The 15849-nt window shown below is 54.4% G+C and carries 15 protein-coding genes and 1 pseudogene; 3 read left to right on the plus strand and 13 right to left on the minus strand.

The annotated features are described in order from the left end of the window. Positions 1-29: 29 nt before the first annotated feature. From menE to RGV86_RS05625, 8 genes are all read right to left on the minus strand, one after another. Entirely contained in the window at positions 30-1385 is a 1356-nt protein-coding gene (gene menE, locus RGV86_RS05590; RefSeq protein ID WP_000577540.1) for an o-succinylbenzoate--CoA ligase, read from the minus strand. Then, positions 1382-2344: an o-succinylbenzoate synthase gene (gene menC / locus RGV86_RS05595; RefSeq protein ID WP_085460966.1), complete on the minus strand. Its 963-nt coding sequence runs from the start codon at positions 2342-2344 to the stop codon at positions 1382-1384. The genes menE and menC overlap by 4 nt, the downstream gene beginning before the upstream one ends. Beyond that, positions 2344-3201 (minus strand): 1,4-dihydroxy-2-naphthoyl-CoA synthase, encoded by an 858-nt coding sequence (menB, locus tag RGV86_RS05600; protein WP_000640000.1) that lies wholly within the window; start codon positions 3199-3201, stop codon positions 2344-2346. The genes menC and menB overlap by 1 nt, the downstream gene beginning before the upstream one ends. A 14-nt stretch (positions 3202-3215) precedes the next feature. Beyond that, entirely contained in the window at positions 3216-3974 is a 759-nt protein-coding gene (gene menH / locus RGV86_RS05605) for a 2-succinyl-6-hydroxy-2,4-cyclohexadiene-1-carboxylate synthase (RefSeq protein WP_032225771.1), read from the minus strand. Next, positions 3971-5641, minus strand: coding sequence for a 2-succinyl-5-enolpyruvyl-6-hydroxy-3-cyclohexene-1-carboxylic-acid synthase (menD, locus tag RGV86_RS05610; protein WP_085460967.1), 1671 nt, complete (start codon positions 5639-5641; stop codon positions 3971-3973). The genes menH and menD overlap by 4 nt, the downstream gene beginning before the upstream one ends. A gap of 88 nt (positions 5642-5729) precedes the next feature. Further along, complete coding sequence (gene menF, locus RGV86_RS05615; protein WP_001191450.1) at positions 5730-7025, minus strand: isochorismate synthase MenF; 1296 nt, start codon at positions 7023-7025, stop codon at positions 5730-5732. A gap of 78 nt (positions 7026-7103) precedes the next feature. Then, positions 7104-7409, minus strand: coding sequence for a stress response protein ElaB (gene elaB, locus RGV86_RS05620; protein ID WP_000070617.1), 306 nt, complete (start codon positions 7407-7409; stop codon positions 7104-7106). Between the two features lie 54 nt (positions 7410-7463). Next, positions 7464-7925, minus strand: a complete 462-nt coding sequence (locus tag RGV86_RS05625; RefSeq protein ID WP_000568146.1) for a GNAT family N-acetyltransferase — start codon at positions 7923-7925, stop codon at positions 7464-7466. 64 nt (positions 7926-7989) lie between these two features. Here RGV86_RS05625 and rbn point away from each other — a divergent pair, with 64 nt between their 5' ends. From rbn to RGV86_RS05640, 3 genes and pseudogenes are all read left to right on the plus strand, one after another. After that, positions 7990-8907, plus strand: coding sequence for a ribonuclease BN (gene rbn / locus RGV86_RS05630; RefSeq protein WP_085460968.1), 918 nt, complete (start codon positions 7990-7992; stop codon positions 8905-8907). 145 nt (positions 8908-9052) lie between these two features. Next, positions 9053-9253: pseudogene (locus tag RGV86_RS05635) on the plus strand (M28 family peptidase); the annotation flags it as partial. A 101-nt stretch (positions 9254-9354) separates the two neighbouring features. Then, on the plus strand, positions 9355-9858 hold the full coding sequence (locus RGV86_RS05640) for a YfbM family protein (RefSeq protein WP_085460970.1): 504 nt from the start codon (positions 9355-9357) through the stop codon (positions 9856-9858). A gap of 68 nt (positions 9859-9926) precedes the next feature. On the opposite strand, the gene nuoN is transcribed toward RGV86_RS05640, so the two are convergent. The 5 genes from nuoN to nuoJ form a co-directional block, all read right to left on the minus strand. Next, complete coding sequence (gene nuoN / locus RGV86_RS05645; protein ID WP_000156703.1) at positions 9927-11384, minus strand: NADH-quinone oxidoreductase subunit NuoN; 1458 nt, start codon at positions 11382-11384, stop codon at positions 9927-9929. A 6-nt stretch (positions 11385-11390) separates the two neighbouring features. Continuing rightward, on the minus strand, positions 11391-12920 hold the full coding sequence (gene nuoM / locus RGV86_RS05650; protein WP_000926452.1) for an NADH-quinone oxidoreductase subunit M: 1530 nt from the start codon (positions 12918-12920) through the stop codon (positions 11391-11393). 230 nt (positions 12921-13150) lie between these two features. Next, a complete protein-coding gene (gene nuoL / locus RGV86_RS05655; protein WP_001056618.1) occupies positions 13151-14992 on the minus strand; it encodes an NADH-quinone oxidoreductase subunit L in 1842 nt (613 codons plus the stop codon). Continuing rightward, the gene (gene nuoK / locus RGV86_RS05660) at positions 14989-15291 is read right to left on the minus strand and encodes an NADH-quinone oxidoreductase subunit NuoK (RefSeq protein WP_000612644.1); all 303 of its coding nucleotides are present in this window, start codon (positions 15289-15291) and stop codon (positions 14989-14991) included. The genes nuoL and nuoK overlap by 4 nt, the downstream gene beginning before the upstream one ends. Next, on the minus strand, positions 15288-15842 hold the full coding sequence (gene nuoJ, locus RGV86_RS05665) for an NADH-quinone oxidoreductase subunit J (RefSeq protein ID WP_000393513.1): 555 nt from the start codon (positions 15840-15842) through the stop codon (positions 15288-15290). The genes nuoK and nuoJ overlap by 4 nt, the downstream gene beginning before the upstream one ends. Between the last annotated feature and the right edge of the window lie 7 nt (positions 15843-15849).

The raw sequence follows: 15849 nt of genomic DNA on the forward strand, positions 1-15849 counted from the left end.
CAAAAATGAGAAGTGAAACGGATGTTCCATTACTGCTGGCGTTGAACCCACTCTTTCAACGCCTGGCGTGAAATTTTAATGCCGCCGTTTTTCAGTTCTGATGGCAACGTCAGCCAACGCACCGGTTGCTGAAAACGGGCCAGCTTATCTTTCACCCATTCGCTAAGATCCACGCTGTCCTGGTCATACTCCACCACAGCTACCGGGCGATGACCAAACTCCTTGTCTGCAACGGGGACGATAAACACCTGCAAAACCGCAGGATGCGCAGCAATAACCCGCTCCACCTCTTCCGGCTGAATACCTTCGCCACCGCTAAAGAACAGATTATCCAAGCGCCCGACAATGGTCAGTTTACCGTTATGCATCTCGCCGCGATCGCGCGTAGCGTACCAGCCTTCATCATTGAGCAGCGACACCAGTTGCCCGTTACGCCAGTAACCTTCTGCCATACTGGCAGCGCGCAACCATACCTCATCGTTAACAACTTTCACTTCCCGACCGGGCAGCGGCGAACCGACGTCTGCCAGACCGTCGGCTTCTTTCGCACACACCGTGGAGGCAAACTCGGTCAGACCATAGCCGCAAAAGCAACGAATACCCTGCTCGCGTGCCTGTTCCGTCAATTCGACCGGGATTGCCGCGCCGCCAAGCAATACCGCTTTCAGGGAAACTGAACTACGGTTAACCAGCAAACGCCAGAGCTGCGTCGGCACCAGCGAAGCGTGAGTACAGCCTGCCAGCATTTGCTCCAGCGGCTGTTTATCGCGTACCGTCATCCGCGCGCCAGCATACAACCAGCGCCACATAATTCCCTGCCCGGAAACGTGAAATAGTGGTAAAGAGAGCAGCCAGTCATCGTGCTCGCCAAACGGAATCAGCGATAACACCCCTTCGGCGCTGGCAAGATGAGCCTGATAAGTATGAACAGCTGCTTTCGGCAACCCGGTAGAACCAGAGGTCAACGTCATTGAGCACAGGCGTGTCGGCTGCCACATAGCTGCATATGCGCCCTCTCCAGCCTGAATTTGCAGTGACGTTAACGCCGGAAAGGTGTTCTCCCCTTCCGGCACCAGCGCAAATTGCAGCGTAAGATTGGGCAGCAACTCCTCAAGCAACGGCTGCGGAAGCTGTGGGTTGACGGGAAGCACCCGCGCACCGCATTGCAACAACGCAAGCCAGGCCAGCAGCGTTTGCGGCGTATTCCACGCCCGCAGCATCACGCCGCTGCCCTCAACCACGCCCTGCGCCGCAAATCCCGACGCTAATTCATCGACGCGAGCACAAAGCTCGCGCCAGTTGAGTTGCTCGTCATTGAGACGCAAGGCGATGGCATCTCCCCGCACCTGCCGCCAGTGACGCCACGGCCAGTCAGAGAAGATCATAGCAGCCGCTCCAGTGCATCTACTTCCACTAACGGTAGCGGGCTACCCGGCCAGCGACGAACCTGCTGCGCCTGCATCAGATCCAGCGTGTCCAGACCCGGAATGGTGTCTGGCGTTAACCAGGCCGCAATCCGCGCCAGTTGCGTTAAGCCTAAGCTCGACTCGATGGAAGAACTGATCACCGCCGTCAGCCCCAGCGCGTGCGCCGCCTGCACCTGCTCGCGTACTTTCTCCAGGCTGCCCGTGAGCGTAGGTTTGATCACCACCGCGCGCACGCCCTCTTCCGCCACAAAGGCAAAATCCGGCTCGCGCAGGCTTTCATCCCAGGCAATGGCAATGCCAGTTTCACGGGCAAAGGCGCGGGAATCATCGCGTGTTTTGCACGGTTCTTCGAGAAAAGCGATGCGGTCGCGATAATCCGGATTGACATATTTGGCAAACTGCTGGCTCTTCAGCGGCGTCCAGGCGCGATTCGCGTCAAGACGCAAATGCAGATCCGGAACCGCTTCCAGCAACAGATTCACTACCATGCCATCGCGCACGGCTTCGTACAATCCCACTTTGACCTTCGCCACTTTCTCGCCAGGCATATCGGCAAGTTTGAGGATCAGATCGTCCGGATCGCCGTTACACAGCGGTGCCGCACGGTAATTGGCTGCTTGCGGCAACGTATCAGTAAGCTCTGCCAGCGCGCAGCTCACGCCAAAGGCGACGGAAGGCATTTGCGGTAATTCGCAATCGCCTGCCAGCCAGTCATTTACCCAGGCAAGCAGCACGCTTTGCGCCTCTTCCCAGGTTTCCTGACTGAAGCCCGGCAGTGGGGAGATCTCTCCCCACCCTTCGTGCCCGCCATCGAGCAGGCAAACGTACAGCCCGTCGCGGGTTTTTAACCGCCTGTCGCGCAGAACCACCCCCGCGTCCATGGGGATCTGCCAGCGGTATACCTGCGCGCTACGCATTACGGATTCCGTTTAAATTTGCTGAAATCAGGCTGACGTTTCTGGTTGAAGGCGTTGCGACCTTCCTGACCTTCTTCCGTCATATAGAACAGCATGGTGGCGTTCCCCGCCAGCTCTTGCAGCCCTGCCTGACCGTCGCAGTCGGCGTTCAGCGCAGCTTTCAGGCAGCGCAGCGCCATCGGGCTGTTTTGCAGCATTTCGCGGCACCAGCGGACGGTTTCTTTTTCCAGATCCGCCAGTGGCACAACGGTGTTCACAAGGCCCATGTCCAGCGCCTGTTTTGCGTCGTACTGACGGCACAGGAACCAGATTTCACGCGCTTTTTTCTGCCCGACAATACGCGCCATATAGGAAGCGCCCCAGCCGCCGTCGAAGGAACCGACTTTCGGCCCAGTCTGACCGAAGATGGCGTTTTCTGCCGCAATGGTCAGATCGCACATCATGTGCAGAACGTGACCGCCGCCGATGGAGTAGCCAGCCACCATCGCGACAACCGGTTTTGGACAGGTACGGATCTGGCGCTGGAAGTCCAGCACGTTCAGGTGATGTACGCCGGAGTCATCTTTATAACCACCGTAGTCACCACGGACTTTTTGATCGCCGCCAGAGCAGAACGCTTTATCGCCTGCGCCAGTCAGAATGATCACGCCGATGTTATCGTCATAACGCGCATCCGCCAGCGCCTGGATCATCTCTTTTACCGTCAGAGGACGGAAGGCATTGCGCACCTGCGGACGATTAATGGTGATTTTTGCGATACCATCGGTGGATTTTTCATAACGAATGTCCTCGAAACCTTCGGAGCAGTCGTGCCATTCAACCGGTGCGTAAAGCATTGCTTCATCAGGATAAATCATATTGTGTCCTTTAGTCAGAAACGCAAGATCTGCGCCAGACTTGCGATTACGCCAGCGGGATTTTCCCGGTGCGCGTTATGTCCGGCGCGAGGAATGACATGGCAGTCAGCAGCCAGTTCCGCCGCCAGAGCGCGGAATTTGCTGTCACGTTCACCACATAAATAATAAAACGCAAATGTGCGGGCGCTAAGGTTAGCACGTAAATCAGGCTGGACGGACAATGAGGTTGCTTCCAGCATGGCGGCAAGGGTTGCGCCATTATTGTTGCTACGCAGCGTCACCAGTTCCCGGCGCTGCTCGTCGTTAAGCGAGGCAAAAACTGGTTGTTGATACCAGTCGGCAAATACTGCCGTTAATGGTTCTGTGCGAAAACGCTGCGCCCAACGGTGATCGGAACGCTGACGTTCCGTGCGTTGTTCAGCATTTTGCAGCCCCGGATGACCGCCTTCCACAACAACCCCACTCAGCCCCGGCATCCCCTGACAAGCCGCCATCATCGCCACGCGTCCACCGAGCGAGTACCCCACCAGCCAGCAGTTAAGTATGTTGTAACTAACAAGGGTTTTACGCAGTAAGTCGGTGACATCATCAAAACCATCGACGCTAATTTCCGCCGAACCGCCGTGACCTGGGAGATCAACATACAACCGCGAGTAGTCGGCAAACGCTTCGCCGACTTCCTGCCATTCGTGGCAATCACCGGAAAAACCGTGCAGAAAAACCAGCCAGGGTAAACCTGGCTTGCCGTGTTTTTCCTTCGCGTGCAGGATCATAAATGGCTTACCTGCGCCAGCAATTGCTGGAGGGTCTGTGCGCCATCGGTGTCGTTAACCACCATCTCAATCACGGTGGTGGTCGGGGTGCGCCAGGCGTCGGCAAGCGCCGCTTCAAGTTCCTGCCAGTTTTGCGGGCGATGATATTTCAGCTCAAACATCGCGGCAGCATGATCAAAATGGACGTTTTGCGGCATCAGATAGAAACGCTCGCGCTCGCTTGTCGGCGTTGGTAGCAGCGAGAAAATTTGCCCGCCGTTGTTGTTTACCACAATTAATACCAGCGGCGCGGAAACCTGACGCAGTAACGCCAGTGCGTTCAGGTCGTAAAGTGCGGAAAGATCGCCAACAATCGCCAGCGTGGGTTTACCGCTCGCCCGCTGAACACCTGCGGCGGTAGAGAGCAGTCCGTCAATACCGCTGGCTCCACGGTTGCTGTAAACCGGATAACCTGCCGGAAGTTGCGAGAGCGCATCAATCAGACGCACCACCAGGCTGTTACCGACAAACAGTTGCCCCTGTTCCGGCAGATAGTCGCTGATGCGGTGCGCCAGTTGCGCTTCACCAAATGCGTCTCGGCGCGCCACAGCCGCCTGCATTGCCTGTTCAGCCAGACGCGGGATTTCAACGCACCAGGGCTGGCGTTTTTCTGCCGGATGCAGTTCCAGCCAGTCGGCGATATTAGCAATCAGCCGACGTCCACGATGGTGCGCCGGGTCGAGTCGCCCTTCGATATTATCAACAATCCAGTACTCTTCCGGCTCACAACTTGCCTGCCATTGCAGTAACCGTTTGCCGGTCAGGCTGCTCCCCAGTTGCACCACAATCTGCGCCTGCTGTAACTCGCTGATCGCTTTGGCATTGCCTAACCAGAGATCGGCACACGGCAGCGGCTGCCCGGTTTGCGACAGCACGTCGCCAATCAGCGGCCAGCCAAGAGTTTGCGCCCACAGGGCGACTTTTTTGCCCTCTTCCGCACTCATGCGACCCGCAACGACCACGCCGCGCTTTTGCCGCCAGAAGAACCAGTCGCGCTGTTTTTCACTTTCCAGACGAGGCGCTTCACGCAGCCACGGTTTATCGTCCTGCCACCAGTCGCCCAGACGTTGTTGCCAGCTAAGCCCGGTGTCGTCCATCTCGCCATACAACGGTTCAGCAAACGGGCAGTTGATATGGACTCCGCCAGTATGCAAAGTACCGAGAGCATGGTCGATGGTAGATACCAGCCAGCGAGCGGGAATATCCTGGGTCGGACGCGGTAGTGAAATGCTATGCATGGGGTGAGAGGCGAACATTCCCGGCTGGCGAATCGCCTGATTCGCGCCGCAGTCAATCAGTTCCGGCGGGCGATCGGCGGTTAAGAGGATCAGTTTCTCTCCGGTTAACCCCGCTTCAATCAGTGCCGGGTAGAGATTTGCCACCGCCGTGCCGGAAGTTACTATCACCGCCACCGGCTGTTTGCTGACCTTCGCCAGCCCCAGTGCCAGATGCCCCAGCCCACGCTCATCAAAATGGGTGTGGTGGATGAATGCAGAATTTTCCGCCGCCGCTAACGTTAACGGCGTAGAACGAGAGCCAGGGGCAATGCAGACGTGTCTGACGCCATGACGCGTTAATGCTTCCAGAATGACCGCCGCCCAGCGTCGGTTAAATGCGCTTACTGACATGAGTTTGTCCGGTATCAATATTGCGGCTAAGTATAAGGAGCTACAAAAATAGATTATTGATATGAATCGGTAATGATGCGACTCATTACTATTCCATTTGTAATAATGTTCGCAACCCTGCCGCTTTGTTGTCGATTTCCTGCCACTCCTGCTCGGGGTCTGAGCCTCGGACAATGCCTGCTCCGGCATATAATCGCACCACATTGTCACTGATTTTCGCCGAGCGCAGGGAAACGCAGAATTCGCTTTGTTGTAATGAGAGATAACCCGCAGAACCGGCATACCATTCACGGGTGAACGGTTCGTGCCGGGCGATGAACTGCCGCGCCAGATCGCGCGGTAAGCCAGCAACGGCTGCCGTTGGCTGTAACTGATGTAAACAGATCACATCATCCGCTTTGTTGAGTGAAGTCCAGATACAGCGGCGCAGATGCTGCACTTTACGCAGGCGCAGTACCTGCGGCGGTAACACATCCAGCGTCTGGGTATCGGCCTGCAATCGTTGGCAGATATCTTCCACCACCAGCATGTTCTCGCGCTGGTTTTTATCATCCGCCATCAGCCACTCACCCAACTGCTGCGCCTGCTTATCATCAGAATGATTTGCTACCGTTCCCGCCAGGGCTTCGGTACGCAGAGCTTTGTCTCGCCGCCGCCATAGCCGCTCAGGCGTTGAGCCAAGAAAAGCATTTTCGCCATCAAAGGCCATGTAAAAATGATAGCAGTTCAGATTGAGCCGACGACTGGCAGCCATCATCGCCGCCGCATTGACCGGACTTGCGAAATGCAGGTCAGTCGCCCGGGCAAGAACCACTTTGTCGAGTTCACCTTCGGCGATGGTTTTCGTTGCCAGTTCGATTAATCGCGTCCAGCCAGTTTTGTCCGGCCAGTGTTGTTCTTTCGTGGTGGTTAAACGTAACGCGGGCAAAGGTTTAATATTCGCCAGTGTGGCGATAAATTCTTTTGCCTTAACTGCATCGTGCTGAAGGGAATTTTCACTGAATAGCGTCAGCCGTAGCGTGGCTTTACCGCCACAGCGTCGCCATTCCAGACGTGGTAAAAGTAGATTACCCTGCGACGGGTCAAACGCATTCAATCCCCAGATGCGTAAGTCGGTGTGTTCCGGATACTGACGAAGAAAACGTTGCGCCTGCCCCAACGACGTAAAGCGGATGATTGCGCCCAGCACGGCAGCTTCTTCATCGCCATTACGTTGTTGCCAGTAAAATTGCGGATACGTTTGCTGACTGGCCAGCCAGCTTAAGGCATCAAAAGCGTCATTGAGAGGGAAAGGAATGTCGAAAACCCGAATGCCGGGTGTCGCCGGAATCTCTTGCGACAAATGGCGCAGTAGATTTCCCAGCGCCGTAGTAAGTGATTGCACGCGGACCTCTCCCTGTTAAAAGCCTCACATTATACGGGGTACTACAGAAAAAATGCAGTACCCCAGTGTAGGGAGGTTTTAACGGCGTGCCAGCAATAGTCCTAACACCAGTCCAACAGCCGCGCCAACGCCAATTCCCTGCCAGGGTTTTTCGTGGACGTAGTCATCGGCGCGATAAACTGCCTGCTTCGCCCGATAGTAATAACTGTCAGAAGCCTGGCTTACCCTTTTTTTCACATCATCCAGCGCCTTTTCTGCACGCGCCTTTAGTTCAACATATTTTTGATCGGCGGGATCGCCAGAGGAACGTAGTACCTCGTCAAGTGTTTCACTCAGCAACGTCAGGTCGTCATCGATACGTGTATCACCAAACTGATTAGACATTCTCGTTCTCCATTTGCGTAAAACCTGCCACTAACTATAGACAACGGTTATCGATTACGCCTGAATAACCTCGCGCGCCATCCCGATATGCGGAATACCATCTTCCTCATAAATATCGGTCACAGGGATGAAACCAAATTGCCCATAAAAGTTTTGTAAATGCGCCTGCGCCCCCAGATAAATCGGCTTCTCCGGCCAGTGGCGAGTACACGATTCCAGCGCCTTACTCATCAATTGCTGACCAATTTTTTCGCCGCGTAAGGCTTCGCTGACAATCACCCGACCAATCACAACGGGTTGCAGTTCGTCGTCACTTTTCAGAATCCTCGCATACGCCACCAGTGTCCCGTTATGCCAACCGAGAATGTGGCGATTTTCTCCCACCAGATCGTCGCCATCGATATCCTGGTAAGGACAGTTTTGTTCCACTACAAATACCGCACAACGCAGTTGTAATAAGGCATAAAGCTGAGAAACGGATAAATCAGAATGATGCAGATCTTGCCAGTCGATCATGGAAGGCTCCTTTGTGCTGTTTGCTTTATACTAGCCGGAATATTTTCAGCAGCGTGATGAACTCATGGAATTAATTTTTTTAGGCACTTCGGCAGGTGTTCCGACCCGGACACGTAATGTCACGGCAATATTGCTTAATCTGCAACATCCGACGCAAGCCGGGCTTTGGTTATTTGATTGTGGTGAAGGTACACAACACCAGATGTTGCACACGGCATTTAACCCAGGAAAACTGGACAGGATTTTTATAAGCCATCTTCATGGCGATCATCTTTTCGGCTTGCCAGGATTGCTATGCAGTCGTTCCATGTCAGGCATTGTGCAACCATTAACAATTTATGGTCCGAAAGGTATCCGTGAATTTGTTGAGACAGCGTTACGCATTAGCGGCTCATGGACCGATTATCCGCTGGAAATTGTTGAAATTACAGCAGGAGAAATAGTTGATGATGGACTGCGCAAGGTAACGGCATATCCAATGGAACATCCACTGGAGTGTTACGGCTATCGTATTGAAGAACATGATAAACCAGGCGCGCTGAATGCCCAGGCGTTAAAAGATGCCGGCGTACAACCTGGTCCGCTGTTCCAGGATTTGAAAAAAGGCAAAACAGTCACGCTGGAAGACGGTCGGCAGATTAACGGCGCTGATTACTTAGCCGCGCCTACACCGGGTAAATCAATCGCCATTTTCGGTGATACCGGCCCTTGCGATGCCGCAATCGATCTTGCTAAAGGTGTCGACATAATGGTTCACGAAACGACGCTGGATATGGAGATGGAAGCCAAAGCCAACAGCCGTGGGCACAGTTCAAGCCGTCAGGCGGCGACTCTGGCTCGTGAGGCGGGTGTCGGCAAATTGATCATTACTCACGTCAGCTCACGCTATGATGATAAAGGCTGTCAGCATTTATTACGCGAGTGCCGGGCAATTTTCCCGGCAACAGAACTGGCGAGCGATTTCACGGTGTTTCACGTATAATTTTTAATTAATTGATAACAGGGCAAAATCGCCCTGTTTCATCAGCCAATGACTCAGGCTACTTTTATATAAATCTATCAAGCCAACAATATATTTGAGCATGATATTTATCATTAATAGTGATAAATAACAGACTCGCCTATGTCCTGGTTTTATTCCCGGTATCGATTTCTCTGACCATCTTAATTACTGGCAGCAAGATATCCCCGCCGTCATGATTACAGACACCGCTTTTTATCGTAATAAACAATATCACCTGCCCGGTGATACCGCAGACAGACTGAACTATCAGAAAATGGCGCAGGTGGTGGATGGTGTTATAACCTTGTTGTACAACAGTAAATAATAAAATTTTCTCGAGGCGGCTCCAGAAAAAGCAGCTTGTATATTTTATTTCCCCCCGTCTGTTTTAAGATGCGCAAAAGGAAATCTGACGGGAGAAATAAGATGGGAATGATTGCGTATTTTGCGGAAATTAACTCAGAAAAGGCCAACAAATTGATTGAGTCTAATGAGAAATCTTTAATGGACGATATTCATGAAACGATTTCAGGCTCAAGGCGACTGGATATTGATAAACGCTGGGACTTTTTACATTTTGGCCTGACGGGCACCTCTGCTTTTGATCCAGCGAAGAATGATCCGCTGAGTCGTGCGGTGCTCGGTGAACATAGTCTCGAAGATGGCATCGATGGTTTCCTGGGATTGACCTGGAATCAGGAGTTAGCCGCCACTATTGACCGGCTGGAGGCACTCGACCGAAATGAACTGCGTAAACAGTTTTCCATTAAGCGACTCAATGAAATGGATATTTATCCGGGAGTGACCTTTTCAGAGGAGTTAGAGGGGCAACTCTTTGCTTCGATCATGCTTGATATGGAAAAACTGATTAGTGCGTATCGACGTATGCTGCGGCAAGGGAATCATGCGCTGACGGTTATTGTTGGGTGATGGTGTCAGGGCACCATAAAAAAACCGCCGAACATGTCGGCGGCTTTCTCAGCTTACTGACTGACGACTCACATCATCGGCATTGCCAAACGCACAATGCTAATCAGCGGTTGCGGCCATACACCCAGCACCAGAACCAGCAGGGCAGAGATCAGCACCACGATACCACCTGCTGTGTACTGCCAGTCTGACGGCGCATCACGGTTTGGCTGTTCTGAACCATGAAGGTACAGGCTCACCGCCACGCGCAGGTAGTAGTAGAGGCCGATTGCCGAACCGACAACCACGGCGCCCACCAGCCACCACAGGTGTGCCTGGACACCGACAGCCAGCACATAGAACTTACCGATAAAGCCCAGCGTCATCGGAATACCTGCCAGCGACAGCATCATCACCGTCATCACTGCCGCGAGTATCGGGCGATGCCAGAACAGACCACGGTAAGAGAACAGGGAATCAGCATCCGGGCCACGGTACGGGCTGGACATCAGGCTGACCACACCGAACGCACCGAGGCTGCTGAACAGATAACCGGCCAGGTAAACCCCTACCGCTTCCATCGACATCTCGCCGGTTTGCAGCGCAATCAGCGCCACCAGCAGATAGCCGAGGTGAGAGATAGACGAGTAACCGAGCAGACGTTTGATGTTGGTCTGGCTCAGCGCCATCAGGTTACCGAAGATGATAGAGGCAAAGGCGATAATCGCCAGCACCACGCGAATCGCTTCGCTGTCACCCACCGGTGCGTAAAGGAACAGACGCATCACCACACCGAAGATAGCGATTTTACTCGCCGTCGCCAGGAAAGTGGAAACCGGCGCAGGCGCGCCCTGGTATACGTCTGGCGTCCACAGGTGGAACGGCACCAGAGAGAGTTTGAAGCCGAGGCCGACAATCATCAGGCCAAAACCTGCCAGCAACAGCGGCTCGTTGAGCATACCGTCGCCGAGGTTTTTACCCAGCGCGACAAACGACAGGTCACCAGACTGTGCATACACCAGCGCCATACCGAACAGCAGGAAAGAAGATGCTGCGGCAGAAAGGATAGTGTATTTGATACTGGCTTCCAGCGAACGTTTCTGACGGAAAGCGTAACCGACCAGGCCAAACAGCGGCAAAGAGATCAGTTCGATACCGAGGAACAGAGACGCCAGATGGTTGGCATTCGCCAGCAAGATCCCGCCCAGCGCGGCAATTAACACCAACAGGTAGAACTCGTCCTTGTTGTCGTTATAGCCTTCAAGCCACGGGTAGGCGAAAGTACAGGTGGCGAGGCTCGCCAGCAGGACCAGCCCGGTATAAAGCATGGCGAAACCATCAACGCGCATCAGCGGCGTAACGTCCATAGCGCCAGCCTGGCCGACAAACCAGAGCGAAACCAGCGCCGCGTTAAGCCCAATAACCGAGAGCGTAGCGTTGAGGAAATGATTGCGTCGCCACGCAATGGAGAGCATCACAACCACCACCGTCAAGCCGACGATCAGCAACGGTAGCAGTGCGATCAGGTTTTGTGGAGTTATTGTCATGGCGATTTACGGCCTTGTAGTAGTAACGGAATTAACAAACCACTGCTGGATATTGCCAATCGCGGAGTGCGAGGTATCCAGAATCGGCTGCGGATAGAAGCCCAGCAGTACCAGCAGCACCACCAGCAACAGGATCATAAACAGCTCACGCAGCGACATCCCTGGCAGTTCCTGGCTGGCAATCTGGCTTTTCGCTTTACCGAAGTAAGCGCGATGCAACATCGCCAGCGAATAAACAGATGCAAAGACCAGCCCAAAGGTAGAGATAACGGTAATCACCGGCACAACCTGGAAGCTGCCGAACAGAATCATAAATTCGCCGACGAAGTTACCGGTGCCTGGCATCCCAAGCGTTGCCACCGCAAAGAACAGCGACAGTGCTGGCAGCCATTTCATTTTGCTCCACAGACCGCCCATCATGCGCATGTCGCGGGTATGGATACGTTCATAGAGCTGACCGCAGAGAATAAACAGACCCGCCGCCGACAAGCCGTGCGCAATCATCTGAATTACCGCGCCCTGGTAGGCCAACTGGCTGCCGGTGTAGATAGCAATCAGCACGAAGCCCATGTGGGAAACCGAGGTGTAGGCGATCAGACGTTTGATATCGGTCTGAGCGAAGGCCATCCACGCACCGTAGAAAATGCCGATAACACCCAGCCACATAGCGATTGGCGCAAACTCTGCCGACGCGTTCGGGAACAGCGGCAGGGAGAAACGCAGCAGACCGTAAGCAGCGGTTTTCAGCAAGATCCCCGCGAGGTCAACGGAACCGGCGGTCGGTGCCTGGGAGTGCGCATCCGGTAGCCAGCCATGCAACGGAACCACCGGCATTTTCACCGCAAAGGCGATGAAGAAGCCCAGCATCAACAGATATTCCACACCACTGGACATCGGCGTATTCAGCAGCTCTTCATAGTTGAAGGTCCAGACGCCAGTCGCATTGTAGTGAACAAAAACCAGCGCCAGGATGGCGATCAACATCACCAGACCACTCGCCTGGGTGTAAATGAAGAACTTGGTTGCCGCCGTGATACGCGTTTTACCGTCAGAGGCTTTATGCCCCCACAGTGCGATCAGGAAGTACATCGGCACCAGCATCATTTCCCAGAAGAAGAAGAACAGGAACATGTCGATGGCAAGGAACACGCCGATAACGCCGCCCAGGATCCACATCAGGTTGAGGTGGAAGAAGCCCTGATATTTTTCGATCTCATTCCACGAGCAAAGTACCGCCAGCACGCCGAGCAGACCGGTCAGGACGACCATCAGCAGCGACAGACCATCAATGGCGAGATGGATAGAGATTCCAAAACGCGGGATCCACGGCATGTCGAATTCAGACTGCCACTGTGGAATTCCGGCGGATTGCGTCAGTGAATAACCGCCCTGCAACCACAGTTGCAGCGACAGCGCCAGCGTCAATCCCATGGTGATCAGCGCGATCCAGCGCGGCACCTTGACGCCAAAGCGTTCGGTCTGCCAGCACAGGAAGCCGCCGATAAAGGGGATTAGTATTAACCAGGGTAATAACATAGCTAAGTATGTCCCTTATATTTACTCCTGCTCAGGCTATCTCACTCGCCAGCCCGAATCCCGGCAGTGCTCGCAATCCTCACGTACTTAAGTACGCTCCGGTTGCTGTGCGCTGGCGGTATCCGGTCTGACTTCGCCGATGACGCCTGTACTTCAGGAACAGTTACCTAAAATTTATTCTTAGTTCACAGACCCGGCGCAACGCCGGGTATATTCACTCAGCCAACAACTCAACGCAGTACCATCAACAGTGCCAGCACCACGACCGCACCGATGCTCATGGATGCCACATACCAGCGCAGGTAGCCATTCTCGCTTAACAGCAGGCCTTTACCTGCAAAGCGGGAAAGGACAGCCGGGATGTTCATCATTGAGTTCAGCGGATCGCGTTTCAGCAACCAGGCAATACCCAGGAACGGCTTGACGAACACTTTGTCGTACAGCCAGTCAAAGCCCCAGGCGTTGTACCACCAGGTTCCCAGCAGGCGACCCGGCGCACTGTTGGCGATGGAGGTCACCAGAGTACGTTTACCCAGCCACAGCCAGGCAGCCAGCAGAATGCCGACGACCGCAACCACGCCAGAGGTAATTTCCAGGGTCAACATACTGCCGTGCGCCAGTTCCGTCGTTTGCGGAAGCACGCCCTGCAGCGGCGGTACAATCAGTGCGCCAACGAAGGTGGAAAGGATCAGCAGCACAATCAGCGGCAGGCTGTGAGTTACCCCTTTCACGGCGTGAGCGTGAATTTGTTCTTTTCCGTGGAAGACGATGAAAATCATACGGAAGGTGTAAAGCGAGGTCATAAACGCACCGACCAGACCTGCCACCATCAGATTGATATGACCATTCGCCATCGCACCCGCGAGGATCTCATCCTTACTGAAGAAGCCCGCAGTGACCAGCGGCAGTGCCGACAGTGCCGCGCCGCCCACCAGGAAGCAGAGATAAACCAGTGGAATAGATTTACGCAGACCGCCCATCTTGAAGATGTTCTGTTCGTGATGGCAGGCCAGAATGACGGAACCGGATGCCAGGAACAGCAACGCTTTAAAGAATGCGTGGGTCATCAAGTGGAAAATCGCCGCATCCCATGCCTGTACGCCAAGCGCGAGGAACATGTAACCAATCTGGCTCATGGTGGAGTAAGCGAGAACACGTTTGATGTCAGTTTGTACCAGAGCGGCAAAGCCTGCCAGCAGCAGCGTAACCGCACCCACGATACCCACCAGATGCAGAACTTCCGGGGTCATCAGGAACAGGCCGTGGGTACGAGCGATCAGGTAGACACCGGCTGTTACCATCGTTGCGGCGTGGATCAGCGCGGAGACTGGCGTCGGGCCAGCCATCGCGTCGGCAAGCCATGTCTGCAACGGCAACTGCGCAGATTTACCGACCGCACCGCCCAGCAGCATCAGCGTCGCCCACATCAGCATGTTATTGCCGTCAGCAAAGTGCGCTGGTGCCAGTTCCACCATTTCGCGGAAGTTCAGGGTGCCCAGTTCGTTGTAAAGAATGAACAGCGCGAAAGCGAGGAACACGTCACCCACACGGGTCACGACGAACGCTTTCATTGCCGCTGCGCCATTCTTCGGATCGGTGTAGTAGAAACCGATCAGCAGATAGGAGCACAGACCCACGCCTTCCCAGCCGAGGTACATCAGCAGCAGGTTGTCGGCGAGAACCAGAACCACCATGCTGGCGATGAACAGGTTGGTGTAGGCGAAGAAGCGGGAGTATCCCTCTTCACCGCGCATATACCAGGAAGCGTACATGTGGATCAGGAAACCCACACCGGTAACCACCGAGAGCATAGTCAGCGACAGGCCGTCCAGCACCAGGTTGAAACCAATGTTAAAGTCGCCTACCGACATCCACGTCCACAGCGGCTGGCTGTAAGCCTGCTCGCCGTTAGCGAAGAAATCGACGCCGATAAAAGCGGTCACCAGCGCCGCCAGGCCCACAGAGCCAACGCCAACGATCGCAGAGACGTTTTCAGACCAGCGTCCACGGGAGAACGCCAGCAGGACGAAGCCAATCAATGGCAAAATAATGGTTAAGGCAAGCATGTTCATCCGCGCATCTCACTTACTGAATCGATGTTCAGGTTCTGGCGACGACGGTGAAGTTGCAGCAGCAGCGCAAGGCCGATACTCGCTTCTGCCGCCGCGAGGCTGATGGCGAGAATGTACATCACCTGACCGTCGGTCTGGCCCCAGTAGCTACCGGCGACCACAAAGGCCAGCGCGGAGGCGTTAATCATGATTTCCAGACCAATCAGCATAAACAGCAGATTGCGACGGATAACCAGACCGGTTAAGCCAAGAACGAATAAGATTGCCGCGAGGATCAGTCCATGTTGTAAGGGGATCATGCGCGCTCCTCCGTTTTTCTTTTCGCGCTGTCGTCTTTACGATTGCTCAGCACTTCACCCGCACGCTCTTCACGACCGACGTGGAAGGCCACAACCAGACCAGCCAGCAGCAGCATAGAAGCCAGTTCCACCGCCAGTACGTAAGGCCCGAACAGCGTAATACCCACTGCTTTAGCACTGATTGGCGTACCGTCGATACCCTGATCGTTAACACCGAGAATGGCGTAAACAATCACCACCAGCATGATGGCCGACAAAATTGCCGGACCAATCCACACCTGCGGTTTCAGCCACTGGCGTTCCTGTTCGATTTCTGAACCGCCCAGGTTGAGCATCATCACCACGAACACGAACAGCACCATAATGGCACCCGCGTAGACGATAATTTCCAGCGCACCAGCGAAATAAGCGCCCAGTGAGAAGAACACCCCGGAAATCGCCAGCAGCGAAATAATCAGGTACAGCAGTGCGTGTACCGGATTGGTATGGGTGATCACTCGCAAGGTCGCAAGTATGGCTATCAGGCCACAGATATAAAAAGCGAACTCCATTGCCCCT

The sequence above is a fragment of the Escherichia ruysiae genome, assembly GCF_031323975.1.
In the GTDB taxonomy this organism is placed as follows: Bacteria; Pseudomonadota; Gammaproteobacteria; order Enterobacterales; family Enterobacteriaceae; genus Escherichia; species Escherichia ruysiae.

Coding starts and splice junctions, on each gene's coding strand:
- menE (WP_000577540.1), bottom strand. CDS start 1,385: ATGATCTTCTCTGACTGGCCGTGGCGTCACTGGCGGCAGGTGCGGGGA.
- menC (WP_085460966.1), bottom strand. CDS start 2,344: ATGCGTAGCGCGCAGGTATACCGCTGGCAGATCCCCATGGACGCGGGG.
- menB (WP_000640000.1), bottom strand. CDS start 3,201: ATGATTTATCCTGATGAAGCAATGCTTTACGCACCGGTTGAATGGCAC.
- menH (WP_032225771.1), bottom strand. CDS start 3,974: ATGATCCTGCACGCGAAGGAAAAACACGGCAAGCCAGGTTTACCCTGG.
- menD (WP_085460967.1), bottom strand. CDS start 5,641: ATGTCAGTAAGCGCATTTAACCGACGCTGGGCGGCGGTCATTCTGGAA.
- elaB (WP_000070617.1), bottom strand. CDS start 7,409: ATGTCTAATCAGTTTGGTGATACACGTATCGATGACGACCTGACGTTG.
- RGV86_RS05625 (WP_000568146.1), bottom strand. CDS start 7,925: ATGATCGACTGGCAAGATCTGCATCATTCTGATTTATCCGTTTCTCAG.
- rbn (WP_085460968.1), top strand. CDS start 7,990: ATGGAATTAATTTTTTTAGGCACTTCGGCAGGTGTTCCGACCCGGACA.
- RGV86_RS05640 (WP_085460970.1), top strand. CDS start 9,355: ATGGGAATGATTGCGTATTTTGCGGAAATTAACTCAGAAAAGGCCAAC.
- nuoN (WP_000156703.1), bottom strand. CDS start 11,384: ATGACAATAACTCCACAAAACCTGATCGCACTGCTACCGTTGCTGATC.
- nuoM (WP_000926452.1), bottom strand. CDS start 12,920: ATGTTATTACCCTGGTTAATACTAATCCCCTTTATCGGCGGCTTCCTG.
- nuoL (WP_001056618.1), bottom strand. CDS start 14,992: ATGAACATGCTTGCCTTAACCATTATTTTGCCATTGATTGGCTTCGTC.
- nuoK (WP_000612644.1), bottom strand. CDS start 15,291: ATGATCCCCTTACAACATGGACTGATCCTCGCGGCAATCTTATTCGTT.
- nuoJ (WP_000393513.1), bottom strand. CDS start 15,842: ATGGAGTTCGCTTTTTATATCTGTGGCCTGATAGCCATACTTGCGACC.